This window comes from Halobacteriovorax sp. DA5, from assembly GCF_002903145.1.
GTDB lineage: Bacteria > Bdellovibrionota > Bacteriovoracia > Bacteriovoracales > Bacteriovoracaceae > Halobacteriovorax_A.
Map to the genome: position 1 here is coordinate 1 of NZ_PPDJ01000014.1, position 17,742 is coordinate 17,742.

The 17,742-nt window shown below is 36.1% G+C and carries 17 protein-coding genes and 1 tRNA gene; 10 read left to right on the forward strand and 8 right to left on the reverse strand.

Annotation, left to right across the window (positions count from 1 at the left end; genetic code table 11):
* Window positions 1-167 precede the first annotated feature (167 nt).
* A tRNA-Asp gene (locus tag C0Z22_RS14950) sits at window positions 168-244 on the reverse strand.
* 182 nt (window positions 245-426) lie between these two features.
* Here C0Z22_RS14950 and C0Z22_RS14955 point away from each other — a divergent pair.
* Window positions 427-1,512, forward strand: coding sequence for an SO_0444 family Cu/Zn efflux transporter (locus C0Z22_RS14955; protein WP_103219178.1), 1,086 nt, complete (start codon window positions 427-429; stop codon window positions 1,510-1,512).
* Between the two features lie 30 nt (window positions 1,513-1,542).
* On the opposite strand, the gene C0Z22_RS14960 is transcribed toward C0Z22_RS14955, so the two are convergent.
* Together C0Z22_RS14960 and C0Z22_RS14965 are read right to left on the reverse strand one after the other, a co-directional pair.
* Window positions 1,543-3,684, reverse strand: coding sequence for a phospholipase D-like domain-containing protein (locus C0Z22_RS14960; RefSeq protein WP_103219179.1), 2,142 nt, complete (start codon window positions 3,682-3,684; stop codon window positions 1,543-1,545).
* Window positions 3,685-3,695: 11 nt separating this feature from the next.
* Entirely contained in the window at window positions 3,696-4,976 is a 1,281-nt protein-coding gene (locus C0Z22_RS14965) for a hypothetical protein (protein WP_103219180.1), read from the reverse strand.
* Window positions 4,977-5,219: 243 nt separating this feature from the next.
* Between C0Z22_RS14965 and C0Z22_RS14970 the strand changes: the two genes are divergently transcribed.
* Complete coding sequence (locus C0Z22_RS14970; protein WP_103219181.1) at window positions 5,220-5,672, forward strand: hypothetical protein; 453 nt, start codon at window positions 5,220-5,222, stop codon at window positions 5,670-5,672.
* Between the two features lie 56 nt (window positions 5,673-5,728).
* Here C0Z22_RS14970 and def read toward each other — a convergent pair whose 3' ends face one another.
* A complete protein-coding gene (gene def / locus C0Z22_RS14975; protein WP_103219182.1) occupies window positions 5,729-6,241 on the reverse strand; it encodes a peptide deformylase in 513 nt (170 codons plus the stop codon).
* Between the two features lie 52 nt (window positions 6,242-6,293).
* Between def and C0Z22_RS14980 the strand changes: the two genes are divergently transcribed.
* The 5 genes from C0Z22_RS14980 to C0Z22_RS15000 all read left to right on the forward strand — a co-directional run bounded on the left by C0Z22_RS14980 (window position 6,294) and on the right by C0Z22_RS15000 (window position 11,727).
* Window positions 6,294-6,770 (forward strand): low molecular weight protein-tyrosine-phosphatase, encoded by a 477-nt coding sequence (locus C0Z22_RS14980; RefSeq protein WP_103219183.1) that lies wholly within the window; start codon window positions 6,294-6,296, stop codon window positions 6,768-6,770.
* Window positions 6,751-7,242, forward strand: coding sequence for a transcription elongation factor GreB (greB, locus tag C0Z22_RS14985; protein ID WP_103219184.1), 492 nt, complete (start codon window positions 6,751-6,753; stop codon window positions 7,240-7,242). The genes C0Z22_RS14980 and greB overlap by 20 nt, the downstream gene beginning before the upstream one ends.
* A gap of 1 nt (window position 7,243) precedes the next feature.
* Complete coding sequence (locus C0Z22_RS14990) at window positions 7,244-7,618, forward strand: DUF6165 family protein (protein WP_103219185.1); 375 nt, start codon at window positions 7,244-7,246, stop codon at window positions 7,616-7,618.
* 18 nt (window positions 7,619-7,636) lie between these two features.
* The gene (locus tag C0Z22_RS14995; RefSeq protein WP_103219186.1) at window positions 7,637-8,428 is read left to right on the forward strand and encodes a hypothetical protein; all 792 of its coding nucleotides are present in this window, start codon (window positions 7,637-7,639) and stop codon (window positions 8,426-8,428) included.
* Window positions 8,429-8,544: 116 nt separating this feature from the next.
* Window positions 8,545-11,727 (forward strand): efflux RND transporter permease subunit, encoded by a 3,183-nt coding sequence (locus C0Z22_RS15000; protein ID WP_103219187.1) that lies wholly within the window; start codon window positions 8,545-8,547, stop codon window positions 11,725-11,727.
* On the opposite strand, the gene C0Z22_RS15005 is transcribed toward C0Z22_RS15000, so the two are convergent.
* On the reverse strand, window positions 11,724-12,242 hold the full coding sequence (locus C0Z22_RS15005; protein ID WP_146037919.1) for a hypothetical protein: 519 nt from the start codon (window positions 12,240-12,242) through the stop codon (window positions 11,724-11,726). The two genes, C0Z22_RS15000 and C0Z22_RS15005, sit on opposite strands and share 4 nt — an antisense overlap.
* 65 nt (window positions 12,243-12,307) lie before the next feature.
* Here C0Z22_RS15005 and C0Z22_RS15010 point away from each other — a divergent pair, with 65 nt between their 5' ends.
* Window positions 12,308-13,273 carry an SIS domain-containing protein gene (locus tag C0Z22_RS15010; protein WP_158246949.1) on the forward strand — a complete coding sequence of 322 codons (966 nt, stop codon included), beginning with the start codon at window positions 12,308-12,310 and terminating at the stop codon, window positions 13,271-13,273.
* Between the two features lie 2 nt (window positions 13,274-13,275).
* Here the strand turns inward: C0Z22_RS15010 and lnt are convergent, their stop codons facing one another.
* Window positions 13,276-14,727: an apolipoprotein N-acyltransferase gene (gene lnt / locus C0Z22_RS15015; protein WP_103219190.1), complete on the reverse strand. Its 1,452-nt coding sequence runs from the start codon at window positions 14,725-14,727 to the stop codon at window positions 13,276-13,278.
* Window positions 14,728-14,790: 63 nt separating this feature from the next.
* Between lnt and C0Z22_RS15020 the strand changes: the two genes are divergently transcribed.
* Window positions 14,791-15,453 carry a hypothetical protein gene (locus C0Z22_RS15020; RefSeq protein WP_146037921.1) on the forward strand — a complete coding sequence of 221 codons (663 nt, stop codon included), beginning with the start codon at window positions 14,791-14,793 and terminating at the stop codon, window positions 15,451-15,453.
* 7 nt (window positions 15,454-15,460) lie between these two features.
* On the opposite strand, the gene C0Z22_RS15025 is transcribed toward C0Z22_RS15020, so the two are convergent.
* Complete coding sequence (locus C0Z22_RS15025; RefSeq protein WP_103219192.1) at window positions 15,461-16,600, reverse strand: S8 family serine peptidase; 1,140 nt, start codon at window positions 16,598-16,600, stop codon at window positions 15,461-15,463.
* Between the two features lie 290 nt (window positions 16,601-16,890).
* Between C0Z22_RS15025 and C0Z22_RS15030 the strand changes: the two genes are divergently transcribed.
* Window positions 16,891-17,109 (forward strand): hypothetical protein, encoded by a 219-nt coding sequence (locus tag C0Z22_RS15030; RefSeq protein WP_146037922.1) that lies wholly within the window; start codon window positions 16,891-16,893, stop codon window positions 17,107-17,109.
* 52 nt (window positions 17,110-17,161) lie between these two features.
* Here C0Z22_RS15030 and C0Z22_RS15035 read toward each other — a convergent pair whose 3' ends face one another.
* Window positions 17,162-17,533, reverse strand: a complete 372-nt coding sequence (locus tag C0Z22_RS15035; RefSeq protein ID WP_103219194.1) for a TraR/DksA family transcriptional regulator — start codon at window positions 17,531-17,533, stop codon at window positions 17,162-17,164.
* Window positions 17,534-17,742 lie beyond the last annotated feature (209 nt).

The window sequence follows — 17,742 nt, forward strand, 5'->3', positions numbered from 1 at the left end:
CCATTAAGGGAGTAGAACCGAAAGAATGGAACAAGCGTCAGCGCCGTGACATTGTGACCAGAGTTGCAGAAGCAAAAAATTGGCAAAAAAAAAGCCGAGTGGGTTAACTCGGCTTTTAATATCTTAGTCTCCGAAGAGATTAAAACTTGAATGTTACGAAATGAAAATGGCGGGAGCGAAGGGACTCGAACCCTCGGCCTTCTGCGTGACAGGCAGACGTTATAACCAACTTAACTACGCCCCCGCATTTCGTAAGACTTAATATAGGGATTCCGGTTTCATTCGTCAATAGAAAAATTAAAAAAAAGTTCAATTTTTTTGTGTCCATCTATAAAATTTGTCTATGGGATCGTGAAAAAGCCAGTAATAAAGGACGTCTTAGAATATTTCTGCTAAGATTAGTCTAGGTAAAAAAGGTAAAAATTTATGAGTTTTTTAACGTCACTTTGGAATTATATATTAGTATCGGCTCCGTTTTTAATGTTTGGGCTTCTTGCTGCAGGAGTTATTAAAGCTTTTATCTCTGTTGAGCGCATAAAGAAGGCAATGGGTGGTAAGGGATTAAAGGGAGCGGTAAAAGCCTCTGTCTTAGGTATTCCACTTCCTCTTTGTAGTTGCGCTGTTATTCCTACTGCGGCCACATTAAAAAAGCAGGGGGCTTCAAATTCGGCCACTTCTGCGTTTTTGATTGCAACACCTGAGTCTGGGGTTGATTCAATAGCCATGACTTATGGAATGATGGATATCCCAATGACGATCATCCGCCCAGTCGCTGCTTTTGTGTCGGCGTTTGTTGCTGGTGCTCTTCAATTAGTTTTTAAGACTGATAAAGATGTTGAACAGGTTAGTGGGGAAGTTAAGCCTAGTTGTTGTGGAAGTTCAAAAAAGAAAGATGAAAGTGTTATTGTAAAGCAAAGCTTTGCAAAGAAGGCGCAAGCTTCTGTTCACTTTGGATTTGTTGAGCTTGTTGATGATATGGCCATCTGGCTTGCCTTTGGTATTGTGGCCGGAGCATTCATTGACTTTGCACTTCCTGCTAATTTCTTTGATGGCCTTTCTGGTTGGGGTGGAAGAGGGGCAATTCTACTTGTAGGGATTCCTCTTTATATTTGTGCATCAGCGACGACACCTATTGCAGCTTCTCTTGTAATGAAGGGAATGAGTCCTGGTATGGCATTACTTTTTCTTTTAGTAGGTCCAGCGACGAATATCTCAAATATTTTAGTTATCGGGCAGTATATTGGAAAAAAAGGTGTTGTGATCAACCTTCTTTCAATTGCTCTTGTTGCGCTAGGTTTTTCTTTCTTAACGGACTACCTTTACAGTGCATTTTCATGGCCTCTTAACTTTAATGTTTCTCATCACAATCACGAGACATCAAGCTGGTGGGAAGTTTCATTAGCGGTAGTGTTTACACTTCTACTTCTTCGCTCACTACTATTTGTCGAGCTACCTAAGAGAGTAAAGAAATATTTTGAAGATAAAGGAAATTCAGGTAGCTGTTGCGGTTAACAGCTACCTGTTTGAATATAGAACTCTTTATTATTTGTGGCGTTTTTCGATATCGTCTTTTGACTTATAGATCATACTTCCAAGAGCATTGATAATTGCAGATGAGCGTTTTCCAAAAGCAACCCCTTGAACATTTGCCTCAAAATTTTCGATATCAAAGATCTCCATCTTTTCTGAGTCGTGCCAGTCTCGACTAAAGCGTCTTTCAAAGCTTGCTACTTCTTTCTTATCAAAGATCTGTGCACCAAATTCTCTAAATGAACCTTGGAGAGTATCTGGATTAATATTTGATGAACCACCTAGAACAGTGATTCCATCAATCGATGTAATCTTTCTATGGTTTTCTTGGTGATACTCTTTAGTTGAGCCGTCTGGAAAGTTTGCTGTAATACCATAAGTCTTACGTGCACGTACTTGAATTCCTGCATCAACAAGCTTTTTAACGAATAGGGTATTTGGCAGGCCGTTCATTCCAAAGTTTCCGTTGTGATCGATAACTAGCTTAATATCGAGAAGAGGGTTCTGTCTCTTGGCCTTTACAAGGGCATCGATTACATATGAGTCATATAGGAATAGCTGTTCCATAAAAATATTCTTTTCTGCCTTTGAGATCATATCAACGAGGATATTTCGAACATTCTTAATTGTTCCATCAACATCGGCTTCGGCAAGGCGAATAACGGAGTCACCTTTAATTTCATACTTTTCTTTCTTGATTCGCATATCTTCTAAGATTTGATCTTTTTGAGAGAGGTAGGCACGGTTATCAAAACCTTGTTCTTTATAGTAGAAACCTACTAGCTCTTTTGGGTCTTCCGTAAGTGCCGCTTGAAGATCGCGGTAGTAAGAAGCTTGAACAAGTCCTGCTGCAGCACCTGTTACGTAGATAGCATCATCGTAGTAGTAACCACCACTATGGTCAGTCCAGTTTTTTGAACCAAAATATGCTTGTGCATTTTCAGTGTTTCCATCAACGACAATTACTTTAGAGTGATCAATTTTTGATTCAAAATATGTACTACCTGACTCAAAATATTTGATCGCTTCAGCAGTTTTTGGGATTAGTTTTGTAATTCCAAAAGGGATCCCTGGAGGGTGACGCTGAATATTTGCCTGAAGTAATGAGACACTTTTCTTTAAAACAGGGTCTTTTTCACGACGCTCTTTAATGTATTCAAAGATCGGCATCATCTCATCTAACATATTATAGTTAGTAGCATAGTCGTGTAGTAGGACAACTTTAAAATTAGGATTTTCTTTAAGCTTCTCTTTCGTTTGATCTAAAAGATACTCTGATAGAGTTGCTCCAAGAGTTCCTCCGAAGAGAAAAATATCGATAAAGATTGAGTCCTTAGAACTTGCAATCATATCACGAATCTTAATGTAAATCGGATCCTGTTGAAAAATGATATTTCCTGTAGGATCTTCTGGTGTTGGCATCTTAATATAATCAGAATCGAAGTCTAGAGTCCCACCTGCAAAGATAACTCTTTGATTCAGCCAATCGATACGCTCTAGCGAACGCTCGTTCTCCGAGACGATTTCTGTTTTATTTGAAGGAACAAAACCAAGCGCTGAAAGAGAGTAGTTATTAATATCACTAAATGTTTCTGAAAAATCAATTGTTGCAATTTCATTCTCTTTAATACTTCCGATTACATCTTTACTGCTTGCGATTTTCATTGCCTGTAGCTTTAATGTTGGAAAATAAGTTGAAATAGAATTTGATGTGATTCCTTTTCTCGTGATCTTTGTAAGAAGCTCTTGTGCAGCTTTTTTATCCTTATCCTTCGTTAGAGGATTATCAATAAAGTCTCTGAGTATAAATAGTTTATAGGCCAGGAAGTAGTAGAGAACCTTACCAAGCTCTTTTTCATTTGGAGAAACTTTTGTCCAGTAAGTAACAGGCATTGCTATTTTATTTGGCAAAACTTCGTCAATATTCTTTAAGAACTTTACTGCTTGTTTCTCTTTCGATTTATCGAGCTCTTTTATCGCATCAAAGAAAGTCGGAGCATGAGCATAGTCACGTTTTCCATAGACTGATTCGTAAGACTCTAGAAATAGTTTCTGTGAGTCGAGACGGTCTTTGATATTAAAGCTTGCTGCAAATGATTGCGTAGCAAGAGTTGAAAGTAGAGCTGTTGTTAATAATTTCTTTGTCGATTTCATTGTCGATCCTATTATTTAATAAATTTCTCTAGATTAAGTTTTTGTACAAGAAAGTCTGTATTTTCTTGTAGAAGAGTTTTTCTGATTGCATCTTTAACATGCATTCTTAAATCAAAATCTCTTGGGTTTGTCGTAATGCGACTCTTGCTCGTAAACTTCTTGTCTTTATGACTGTAAACTAAAGTTTTTAGCTCACCGTTGAAGTTTGTACGGATTGTGCCATTAGAGTAGTCTCCTTGAAATTTGAATTTGGAAGTTCTAATGTCGTTCTTTTTATCAAATACACTAAAAAGTCTTTTGAAGAAGCTATCGTACTTCTTATCAAGGGAAACAATCTCGCCAAAGTGAAAGATCGTTTTAGTTTTCTTAGGAACCAAGCTATCAAGATTGTATTCATAGATTGTATCAACAGTAAGAACTTGTGGTTCTTCATTCTTTGCTTCAAATTCCTGCTCTGTGATATTCAAATATTTTGATTTAAATGAATCTATTTTTAAGTCTGTAGGGTAGTTGATACGATAATACTTACGAAGTCGTACATATCCCTTTATTCCATTCTTTTTTGGATTGGGAATAGGTTGAGATATCTTCCAGTCTGTATCAATTAGCTCTGATGTCAGTGTAATTGCCCCACCGATATATTGATAAATATCGTTAGAAATTGGGATTTGTGTATCTAGGACACGATGTGAGAAATTCTTATTATAAGTTTGGAAAGCTTCATAAAGTGATCCTTGAGTCTCAAGGTTTATAAGTTGATTTGTTTGTAACTCATCCTTATATGAAACAGAGTCTTTATTGTAAGGTGTAAACATAATATCGAACTCAAAATTAGAATCGATAAGCTTATGAACCTTAACTGTATAAACAAAAGTATTGAGGAATTCTTTTGTTAATTCAGGAAGTAGTTCCGATTTTAAAGTCGTCCCTTCCTTATTTCCTTTTTCGATAAGTCTTTTGAATCCAGCACTAAGGCCTTTTTCAATTGCTTCTTTACCGTTTTTTGTGAAGTATTTAGCGCCTTTGTCTGACCAGAAGTCTACAGACATCTTGTAGTCGACATTTCCATTGAAGTCTTCATAGATGACATACTCTTCAAAAGGGAATAGTTGTGGGAACTCTTTGTATTCGCCAGGAACTTTTTGAGACGCTGGAGCTCTTCGTTCATGGATTTTTTCTTTCGAATAGACGTTATCAAACTTAGATGTTGAAAAGAATTGATATGCAACAAATGCATTAACACTAAGTACGCACGCTAAAGCAATAAAACTTTGTTTCTTACCTTCACTCATAGTATGTCTCTCTCATTAGTATTTATCCTTCTTATCTTGTCGGATTTTAAATGCAAAAACTTTACTTTAAATTCGTAATCTCTTGAAAATACTTGATAGAAGTAAAGTCAGACTCTATCACTTGTAAAAATAGCGAGTTGTTTTTTATAAAATCTCGCTCGACATATTACCTTTATTTAAGTTTAGAAAAATCTAGTTGGGCGTTATCGTTATTTACAACCAAAAAAAACATGGAGGAAAAAAATGAAAAAGGTAATTCTAAGTCTACTTCTTGCAACAGGTCTTTCTTTTAATGCGTCTGCAGCAGTTGGTATGTTAACAGGTAACTGCTACATCGCTTATACTGGACTACTGGCAATGAAAGTAGGTGTTGGTTACTCAGTAAAAGCAATCTTCTCAGGTGACCAAAAAGATTGGGCAAAAGCCGCTAAGATTGGTCTTGCTGGATTAATTGTTCTTGATAATGAAGGACTAGCAGAGTTTGGTCCTGTGTATGGAACAATTAAAGGTGTGAGTGCAGATCAAATTGCTATCTACAACTCTGAAGTTGAAGAAGCAAATTTAATCCTTGAAGAAGTTGTTGCTCAAATGGATCGAGACACTTCTGTAGCAGAGACTAAAGAAATTTGGGCACGCTACGAATCATCACTATCTCCTGAAACATTAGATGTAATGCGTGCAATTGTTTCAGAATAATAAATAAAACCTTCTACAAAAAGAAAGGCCCTCTTTATTAAGAGGGCCTTTTTATTTTATAAATTTTCTTCGTAAACGAGCTTTTTTATATCCTTTACATTATCTACGTAAAGTTTCCCATATAGATGGTCGATCTCATGTTGAAAAACTGTTGCTAAAAAGTCTTGTGCTTCAAAAACGACTTCCTCTGCCTTTTCATTTAAATATGTCACACGAATATGATTTGGTCTTTCTACATATCCTCTCAGTCCAGGAACCGAAAGACACCCTTCCCAATATCCATCTTCTTGTTCTGTTAAGAACTCAATTCTTGGATTGAAAATAATGAGCTTTCCACTTGGTGTTGCATCTTCGTATCGTGAATCCTCAGGTACATCAATTATTGTAACTTTCTTAGAAACACCAATTTGGGGAGCAGCAATTCCTATTCCACCTACTGCTAGCATTGAATCATTCATATCTTCTAGAAGTTGCTTTGTCTCTTCACTAAGAATTTCTTCTTTAGTAAAATCTTGTGCTATTTCTCTTAGAACTGGATCTCCCATTGTTCTGATTCTTTGTACTGTCATAATTTTATTCCTTTAAATTTACTTTCACCCTCGATTCTATCATAATTTCGTAATGAAAATCTTATTTGTTTGTCTTGGAAATATATGTCGTTCACCGGCCGCTGATGGGGTACTTCTACATCGTATTCAGGAGCTGGCCTTAGAAGAACAGATTCAGGTTGATTCTGCAGGTACTAGTGCCTATCACGCAGGAGAAGGTGCCGATAGACGTATGCAGGAGCATGCCTTGAAAAGAGGATATAAGCTTCCAAGTATTTCAAGAGGTTTCACAAAAAGAGATTTTGAAGAGTTTGATCTTATCGTTGCTATGGATAAGTCTAATTATCGAAATATTTTAAAACTTGACCCTGAGGAAAATTATAAAAATAAGGTTAAATTATTTTGTAGTTTTTGTAGTGGTCCATATACTTCATATGAAGAAGTACCCGATCCATACTTTGGTGGTGCAAGAGGCTTTGAGGAAGTGATGGACCTCGTTGAAAATGGAGTAGAAGGAATTCTAAGTCAATATGGCAATAAAGAAAGATAATTATATTACTCCCAAAGGCTTTGCAAAGCTTGAAGAAGAGTTAAATTTTTTAATGAAAACTGAAAGACCAGAGATAACTGAAACAGTTAAATGGGCTGCTTCACTTGGAGATCGATCTGAAAATGCTGATTATCAGTATGGAAAGAAGAGGTTGCGTGAGATCGATCGTCGCATTCGCTTTCTAAATACAAGAATCAATGCCGCCTTAATTGTTGATCCTCTCTCTGTCACAACTGATAAGATTCAATTTGGTGCAACGGTTACCTTAGAAGATGAGAATGGAAAAGAGAAGAAATATTCAATTGTAGGCGTCGATGAAGTGGACACGACAAAAGGATATGTCAGTTGGAAGTCTCCAATTGCTAGGGCCATGATTGGAAAAGAAGAAGGTGATGAGGTTATTGTTCAGGCACCAGGGGATGATTTTGAGTACACAATTATAGAAATTAATTATATTGATATTGAGGTATAAGATGATTATTGAATGTCCTGTTTCACTTGGTGAGCTCGTTGATAAGATGACTATCTTAAAAATTAAGACAGAGCGTATAGAAGACAATGAGCGCGTATCTTTGGCACAGGCCGAATATGATGAATTAGCGAAAACTTTGGCAGAACTAAATTTAGAAGGAATAGAATCTTTTATGAGTGAGCTTAAAGAGATTAATGAGAGGCTCTGGGTAATTGAAGATGATATCCGTCTTAAGGAAAAAGAAGCAGACTTTGGTGAGGAGTTTATCTCTCTGGCACGTAGTGTCTATAAAACAAATGATTTAAGATTTAAGGTTAAAAATTCAATCAATATGAGTTACAATTCAGGCATAAAAGAAGTCAAATCATATAAATAAATAACAAAAGAGTATTTAATGTCGAAAATTCCAACGAATTTAAAGTACGAACTTTATGAAAAGTCAGTCCAAAATCACGAAGTTGATATTGAATTTATCAACAAAGAATATAAGAAGATTTTTGGCCGCTCTCCAAGATCTCTACGTGAAGACTTTGGTGGTACAGCTGCAATGGCCTGTGACTGGGTAAAAGAAGGGAAAGATCGTGAAGCTTGGGGTATTGATCTTGATGAAGAGCCACAGGCATATGGAATGGAAAATCACTACTCTCGTTTAACAGAAGAAGAAAAAACACGTATGCATTATATTAATGGAAACGTGCTTGATGATTATGAATTTAAAGCTGACGTTACGGTTGCTTTTAATTTTTCGTATTTCATCTTCAAAGAAAGAAATGTTCTTCTTAATTATTTTAAACAAGTAAAAAAGAATATGGGACCTGAAAGTATCTTTATGGTGGATATCTTTGGTGGTGAAGAATGTCGTCAAGAGCTAGAAGAAGAGACTGAGCACGATGATCACACTTACTACTGGGATTGTGATAGCTACAATCCATTAACAGAGGAAGTTCAGTACTATATTCACTTTAAAACACATAAAGATGGAAAAATGTATCGTAAGGCCTTCTCATATGATTGGAGACATTGGTCAATTGGCGAGATCAAAGACATCATGAAGGATGCTGGATTTGAAAATATCATTACTTTCTGGGAAGGTGAGGATGATGATGGTTCAGGTGATGGTATCTTCTATCGTTCAACTGTTGAAGAGAACTGTGAGTCTTGGGTGACTTATATCATGGCCTACTAACGTATTTTCAATGCCTTAGTTAGTGTAAATTCGACAGAATTTCTTAAAACCTAAATAAATTCACATTTTTAGTGCTACAAGCTACTGTTTTTAAAATCTAAATAGGACAGTAGCTTGTGAAAAAACTAGTTTCATACTTTGTAGGAAATAGCTTTCTAGTAAACTTATTAAGTATCATGATGGTGCTCTTTGGGATTATCTCCCTTGCCCATATGAAACGAGATCTAATTTCAAATTGGTCATCAAAGAGAATTCAAATCACTGCCACATTGACTGGTGCAGGTGCATCTCAAATTGAAAGGTTTTTAACTTACCCAATTGAGCGTGCAATTAAAGGTAGTGCTGGTATCGATAAAATTTGGTCAAACTCGCAACAAGGGTATATGCGTATCAATGTTGATGTGAAAGATGAGTTTGAGGAAATAGGTGATTTAGAGACTCGAATTAAAGATGCTATTGAAACAATCCGTGGAGATCTTCCATCTGAAACTAAAGATATTGTCGTTCGCCATATTAAGCAAACAGATTCTTGGTTTAATTATTATGCAATTTTAAATTTTGAACAAAGTAATGACTTACACCAGAACTGGTTATTGAAAATAGAAGAAGAGCTTGAAAGAGTCGATGGAGTATCAAGAGTCGATACATATGGATATACAAAAGATCTTTATATTAAACTTAATGTCGATAATATGGCCCGCTATAGGATAGCGCCATCAGATGTTTATAATAAGATTAAAGAAACTTTTAGAATTTACCCTTTAGGAAGTATCCGTAAAGGAAGTGATTCTTATTCGATTGAAATTGAAAACTTAAACTACGATATTGAATCACTTAATAATCTTTTGATTCGTTCAAATAATTCAAGCCATACTTTGCGTCTAAGGGACTTAGCAACTCTTGAGTATCGCTTACCTAAAATTAAACGATCTAATTACATAAATGGGAAGCCAGGGATTAACTTTAATATCTTTAAAGATGTTGAAGCCGATTCAATTACACTAAAGGAAAAACTAGAAGAGAAGCTTAAAAAGATTAATGAGCAAGCTCCTGAAGGTGTGAATATCATAAGTGTTGAAGATGGTCCGGCATTCATTGAAAGACAAATTAATGCTCTACAATCAAATGCTCTAATGGGAATCGTTCTTGTTTTGATCACGCTTTGTTTATTTTTAGGCTTTAGAACTGCAATTATGACTTCTCTTGGGATGCCTCTTGCATACTTTTTTACATTTACAGTTCTTGAAACAATGGGGATTTCAATTGATCTAATCTCTGTTGTAGGGATGCTTCTTGTTATTGGGATCCTAGTTGATGATGCTATTATTATCTCTGAACAGTATATGCAAAATCTTGAAAACGGTGCCAGTTCAAAAGATGCGGCCGTAGGTGCTGTTCTTTCGACTTGGAAACCTATTTGTGGAACTGTTGCAACGACACTGATTGCCTTTGCCCCAATTCTTGTTGGGAAGGATTCAATGTCAAATATCTTAATGGCGATTCCTGTTGTGGTTTTCTCGGCGCTTCTTTTAAGTTTATTTGAAAGTTTCTTTATCCTTCCAAATCACTTAAAGCACTTTGTAACAAAAGCAAATGCACATCATGAGTCTAATTACTTCCAGCGCTTTAAAAGAGGGTATCTTAAATTACTCGATGGAGCACTAAGATGGCGCTATATTGTTTTAACAGGTTTCATTGTGGCAATGATTGGCTCAATAATCTTTGCGAGCAAGAATATTAACTTTAATTTCAATTTAAATATTTCTTCTGAAACAGTTGAATTTGTCGGTACTTTGAAAGAATCAAAAAATCTTGAAGACTCATATAAACAACTGACTCCTGTAGAAGAGGTTATGAGTAAGATTGACAAAAATAAGTATAATAACTACCAATTCTCAATTGGACAAAATTATACAAATGGTAAGAAGCAAGAGGGGCCACAGTATTTTAGTTATAGAGTTTCTTTTTCACAGCTTGATAATAATGTTGAGGCCAACAAAAAAGATGTACAAGACTTCCTTAAGGAACAACTTAAAGAGCTTGAGAAAACTGGTAAGTTTGAAAGGCTAGAGGTTAAGATTGCAAAGGGTGGAGATGATGAAAGTCGTGAAAACCTAGTCGAAGTAACAATTCAATCTCTTTCTCCATTTAATGTTGAAGAAGTGACAGAGTATACTAAAAAATCGATTGAGGATTTAAAAATTGAGGGAATTAAATCAGTTGATCTTGATGATTCGCTTTTTAAAGACGCTTGGATTTTTACACCTCATAAAAATGAGATTCAATCACGAGGACTTTCTCTGGCTCAAGTCTCAAGTCAATTAGTTCAGTTCATTAGTAAGAATGAAGTTTATGAGTATACAAGTGGTAATCGAAAGATTCGCTTTTTAACTTATGCAGCTGATGGCGATGATCTAAATTTCGAAGAACTAGGTAACCTTCCTGTCGTTCTGGGAAATGGTGAGATCATAAAGTCATCTGATATTGGAGTTTGGAAAAAAGAAAAGAAGCAATCGACAATTAGGCACTCAAATTTAATGAGAAAAGTTGTTGTTGATCTTCCGTTTGATAAAGAAATTATTAAAAAAGAAGTTCTAATTAAGAAGGTTGATCTACTAACTCAAAAGCTTTCAAAGAAGTATCCCGATTTAATGTTTAATGCACAGGATGCTGATGAGCAGTCGAGAAAGAATAAGAGTTCAATGGTTAAGAAATTTGCTTTTGCTCTTCTTGGTATCTTCTTTATTTTAGCGATTGTTTTAAGAAGTATTATGCAGCCGATCTTAATCTGTTCGGCCATTCCTTTTGGAGTGATAGGTGTTATCTGGGCATTCTACTTCCAAGGACTCGACATTAGTTTAATGGCGATTATTGGTATTATTGGTATGGCCGGAGTTGTTGTAAATGACAGCTTACTTCTTGTTGTTACAATTAATGAGAAAAGAAGTGATTGGTTTAGCTTTCATCGTCCAGAAATTTTAGAAGGGGCAGGAAGTCGTCTAAGAGCGATCATATTAACAAGTATTACAACACTTGGTGGTGTATTCCCAATGGCATATGCAATCGGTGGAGATGCCGGATTTACGAAAGGCCTTGCCATGAGTATGGGGTGGGGACTTCTATTTGCGACAGTTTTAACTCTTGTGGTTCTTCCATGTATGCTTCTTATCCAAAGAGACTTCATGGTTTTCTTTAAGCGCAAAATTTTAAGAATGAATAGAGTAGAAGAAGTTGAAGAAGATATTGATGATGTTGTTATCGTGACAAATAAATTAGAAGAAGAAAGTGTTATTCATTAGAATAACTCTTTCTCTGCTTCTTTCGCTTTTTGTTCTTCAATCTTTTTAATCATTGATTCACGTTTTAGAATACGTTCAATTCTATAGAGGATAGTTTTCTCTAGAATTCCATCCGAACGTACAAGGCGCCAACCTTGTAGAAAATCTTTTTCAATCATTTGGCGTCGGTAAATTGAAACCTTAGAAACCTCTTGTTTTCCGCGATATCCTTTAATGACGTTGATAACTAATTTAAATTGGGCCGCTTTAACCATCTCTTTTGAGCCGAAGGCATCGGAGAAGTTAATTTGACTCGTGTTGTTGATCCAACGTGTTTTTACGACTCCAGCTTCTTGATTTTTTACTGAAATATCATACTGTTGCATGATCTCAAGAACAGCTTGCCATGTCTGGTTAAAATTCGACTTATAAGTTTTTGAAGGTATTTCTGATTCTTCAACTAATTGTTCAAATTGTTCATATGAACTACAACTAAATAGCAGGGAAAAAAGCACTATTATTTTTAACATTTTCATATAATTATAATAACATAGTCGTAGACTCGATCGAGATAGAAAAATTGACACTAAAGGAGATGGTAGTGGAGCATTTTGGTCAGATGAAGGAAGTTTTAAAACTTGAAGCTGATTCAATTCTAAGAGTAATAGATCTTTTAGATGAGAAGATGTGTAACAAACTGACTGGTGTCTTCGAATATCTGCATGCTCATAACGGCCAGATGGTTTTATGTGGCGTTGGTAAGTCAGGCCTTATTGGAGAGAAACTATCTTCTACATTTAGCTCTCTTGGCCTTCGCTCAATTTTTCTTCATCCAACTGAGGCCCTTCACGGAGACCTTGGGAGAGTTAGTGAAAACGATGCCATTATCTTTTTATCAAAATCTGGTACCACAAGTGAGATCTTAAAATTAATACCATTTCTAAGAATAAGAAAAGAGAACCGTATTGCTCTAGTAGGTGATTTAACAAAACAAATTGCACTTGAGTGTGGGATTTCTTTTGATTGCTCGGTAGAGCGCGAAGCCTGTATTAATGATCTTGCCCCAACTACTTCATCAACTGTTGCTCTGGCAATGGGAGATGCCATTGCTGTTGCCTATGAGAAATTTGTGGGTCTATCACGTGAAGGGTTTGCTATTAATCACCCTGGTGGGAAATTGGGTAAATCTCTTACGATGAAAGTAAAAGATTTAATGTGGGTGTCGAAAGAGTGCCCAATCCTTAAACCATCAAATCTTTTAAAAGATGCCGTTCTTGAAATGACGAATAAACCTCTTGGGGCCCTTGCTGTTATTGAGAATAATAGCTTTAGTGGAATTCTTGTCGAAGGTGATATCAGACGCTCGATTGCTAAAAATGCTAATGCACTTGAAACGGCTCTTAGCGAGATTATGACGAAAGAGCCTAAGAAAGTTTCTTCTGATGACCTTGCTATCGATGCCCTAACATCAATGGAGCAAAATAAGATTTATGTACTCCCTGTGATTGATGGAAATGAATTCAAGGGATTCATTCGAATGCATGATCTTCTTAAAGAAGGTTTTTAATTTTAAAGAGAAAAATCTTTTATTTCTTGTTTAAAATTTTCTGTACGAATTAACTCTCGACCATCTTGTTTGATGACGGCCGAGATTCCAGTATTGGTCGCTCTAATAATTGGAAGATTAAATTCCACAGCTCTCCACTTTGCTAAGAATAGGTGCTGCTCTTGTTCTGAGTAAGGCCCATACCATGAATCGTTTGTCACATTGACGATGAAATCAATTTTTTCTCCACGCTTCTTCACTTCTTTAATGTATCTTCCAACATAGCGAGGAAATAGGACTTCATAACAGATGAGTGAAATAAAGTGTTTATCTTTAACTTCAAAGTTTGTGTACTTAGTTCCACTCGCAAAGAATGAGATATTTGTTAAGTAAGGCGCCAGGTATTGGTTAAGTGGTCCAAAAGGTAGTCCTTCTCCAAAAGGAATGAGTACTTGCTTATGATAGACCTGATCAATAATTCCTTCACCTCGAGATAGTACTGTCGCATTATACGTATTCTCTAAGACACTTGGATTTGTTGAAGCAAGATCGTATGTTCCAAAGAAGTAGCTAGCATTACTCTTAATAAAGAGATCCATTAGCTCGTCTGACAACTTTTTACTTTTTTCTGAGAAAACAAATCTAGGATAAGAAGTCTCCGGCCAAATAACCAAATCGATATCTTCAATTCCTTCGGCCAAGCTTAGTCCTTTATAGATATTAATAACTTCTGATGAGGCAAGCTTTATGCCCTGTTCAGATTTAAGCTTTAGGTCATTTCCAATATTTCCTTGAACAATTCGAATCTTAAGATCGTTACTTATATTAGACTTTATTGGGCCTACTCCAAAATTCATCAGTAAAAGTGCAAGGATGATACCACCTTGAACTCTTGGAAGCTTTTGTTTTTGGTAGAACATAAAAATAAGATGCCCAATGAATAAACTTAAGAAGCTATAGAAGGGAACTCCTAGGAGTCGTGCTGGTTTTAAGAATGGAGATATCTTAAGCCACGGATGGCCAAAAAGAGCTGGGAATTGTTGTGGCGTAAAATATTCAAGAATAACGAAGATTAGCGAATAAAGGATTCCTCCCGCTAATGTATCGATCTTCACATACTTCTTTAAAAAGAAAAAGATAATAAGAAAGAGATAGAATTGTGGCGCAATAATAACCGAAAAGAGCTGCCACAGGATAAAGTTAAATGGAAAAAATAGGTTTCCAAACTCGTTTAGTGTGAATGTTAACCAATAGTATCCTGCAAAATTATAACCCCAACAGAATAAGAAAATATTTATGAGGTTATACTTAAAACGAATTTCACTTTTAAGCCCGTAGAATAAAACGGCCGCACTAAAAAAGATTGTTGGAAAGATTGTGAACTTTCCTATGAATGGAAAATTTAATGCGTAAATGATACCTGCAAGAATATGAAGCACAGGTAGAAAGAATTTATTTTTCAGCAGGCTAGACATACTTTATTGTCGTATATGATTTAACATTTGCCAATACTAAGCTTATGAAATTACAATATTCTTATGGATAGAGAATTCTTAAACGACATACAAAAACATCAACATCTCTTCATGGAAGATAATATTGCACAGGATGTGCAACTTATAACATGTCCTAAGTGCGAAAGTGAAAATATTATTGAAGAACGCTGCCAAGATTGTGACTTCGATTTAACTTTTAATCCATTAGGAGAACCATTAGGGGAGAAGAGCTTCTATACTTTTCGTGAAAAGTATTGGCTGACACTTTCTCCTCTTGAAATGGAAAACCCTGCAATTTTCCAAGGTGATGTGAAGTTTAAGAAATTTATGATTAAAGTGCGTCGCCGTTATAATAATCTTCTTGATTACTTCTATAGTGAGCACTCAAAGACTGATAAGCTGAGAGCGCTTTATCTTCAAGAGTTAGTGGATATCGTTATTGAAATGATGAACTCTGGAGTGAGCGAGCAAGAAATTTGGCAACCATATACGCAAAAGGGTATCGAAGAGGTTTCTCTTTATGAGCGTATTAAGGAAGCAATATCTGAAACACGCGAGCTAAATAATAAGAGTCAAATTGAAAGTTTTCTTGATTATAAGATGATGGGATTTTTTAAGGTGTCTTATTTATTGTATGGAATGCTAGGAGTGATCTTTATTATGGGGACGACCCTTGCGCTTACGTCCTATTTTAGGGCCATCTAGGAATTAATTATTTTCTGATAATTACTTTTGGAGTGTTTGCTACTTCTCTTTTGCTTTCTTTGTAGTTAGCTAGTTGACCATTTGTCTTTGTGTTTAGCTTTTCAGCAAGTTCAACAGCTGCTGTAGCATCAACACGTCCTGAAGACTTAACCTTTCCATTAAAAGTGATCTCTTTCTTTGCAGTGATTGAGATGATCTTCTTAATTTGCTTTGCTGAAAGACCTGGGTATCCAGCTTTTAACATTGCTGCTACTCCAGAAACAAAAGCAGTCGCTTGTGAAGTTCCTGTTAGCAGACCGTTTCTTGAAGTCGGGATAGCAGAGTTGATCTTATATCCTGGTGCCGAAACGTCTACTGTTTGTGCTCCCCAGTTTGAAGAGTTAAGAATCTTCATCGACTGATCGTGAGCAGTTACAGTAATAATATTTGATAACTTGTAGCTTGCTGGGAAGTAAGCAGTATTCTTGTTATCGATATTTTCTTGCTCGTTTCCTGCTGCTGCAACTACGATGATTCCTTTTCTTTCTGCTTTCTTTAGAATTTCAAGTTCTTCTAAATCCGGCTCTGGTCCACCACCTGAGTAGTTAATGATATCAACACCAAGATCAACTGCGTAACGTAGAGCCTTGATTGTTGAGTTTAAGTTGTCCTTACCTGAAGCGTGACGGTTGTAGTACTTCAGTGAAAGAATCTTAACATTTGGAAATACTGACTTAATAATTCCCGAAACGTGAGTTCCGTGACGATTCTTATCGTAAGGAGTATTTACATTATCAGCACCTTTAGAGAAATCTAGTCCAAAATTAGAAATGCTAGCATCTCCTTTAGGTACGTAGATATTATCTTTAAGGAATGGGTGAGTTGGATCAATACCTGTATCAATAACAGCTACAACAACTTCTTTTTGTGTCTTTAATTTTTTAAGTGCACCTGGAAGATTAATTGATCCTTGTGCAAAGTTATTTTTGATACCCCAGCTTGAAAAGCGTGAGTGTAGTACGTCAGTATTTGATGTTTCCTGTTGGTATTCTTTTTTGAAAACACGTTGTCTTAGTTGATCAAATGATAATTTCTGACCTTCACCAGCTCCAAAAGCAAAAGAGCTAGCAATTAAAGTAGAAAGTAGTAGAAAAGATTTTAGTTTCAAAAAGTGCTCCTTAGTAACTCAAACTCACTGTTATAGAATGCACAGCTTGTGCCAACACTATGACAGGATTCTACCTACTTAAGTTGTTCACCTATAGCCCATATGGATACTTTATAGATAGGTGTCAAAATCTTATACACTATTTTAAAAGTGGTGGTAGAAAATAAGGCCAAAAAGCCACCGTGTTCATTACTCCACTAAGTTAAGTTGCCGTAATCATTGTACCAGAATTTGGCATGGGCCGTGCTTAATTATGAACAGAAGAAGAACTTACCATGGAGGGTAATTCAGTGAAAACTATTTGGACATTATCAATCAGTATTTTTGTGTTTGCATATGTCATGATCGTCGCGCCAATTAATAATACGAACTCAAGTACAATAAGTCTTAAAGTGGAAGAAGTACTTAAAACAAATGAACAGGTTAAGAAAGTGCTTAAGAGAGACATATCGAAGTATGTCTATATAAAGAAGGAGACCTTTAGTGTAGACGAGGGGATGGCCCTATAAAAAAAGCCTGCATAAGCAGGCTTTTTTACTAACATTTGGAATATGAAAAAAGCTATACGGCTCTTCGCATGTGTTGTTCTTCACGCTCTCTTTCTTCTGCGTGTGTGATACAAAGATCGGCCCATGGTTGATTTTCAAGCCTTTTCTTACCGATTGGCTCGTCACAATCTTCACAGTGCCCATAAGTACCTTCTTCAATTCGGTGAAGGGCCTCTTCGATTTGTCTTAGCTTAGTCATTGCTCGAGCACGCATATTAAATGTAACCTGTTGGTTAATTACTGCGTTTGCTACATCACCTTCATCAGGTAGATCATCTGTCGACATCTTAAGGTCTTCAGTACTTGTTAGAATACCACCGTTAAGAATCTCAGCTTTAGCGGCCAATAACTTCTTTTTAAAATATTCTAGTCTTTCAGCTTCCATTTAGTCCTCCTCCTTAACGAAGTAAAACAAGCAAAGTTTGTTGGTTAAACTATTACGCGACACTTAATTTTAACCCTGAATTTATTTAGTTCAAAAGTCTTCTTAAAAGTCGGCAATTGTTGCTTTTAATACATATTCAATAGTTGCCCTAAAACCTCAGCCTTTGCTTCGCTCTGAAGCTTCATGGGAACCTATTGTAGGCACTCTTC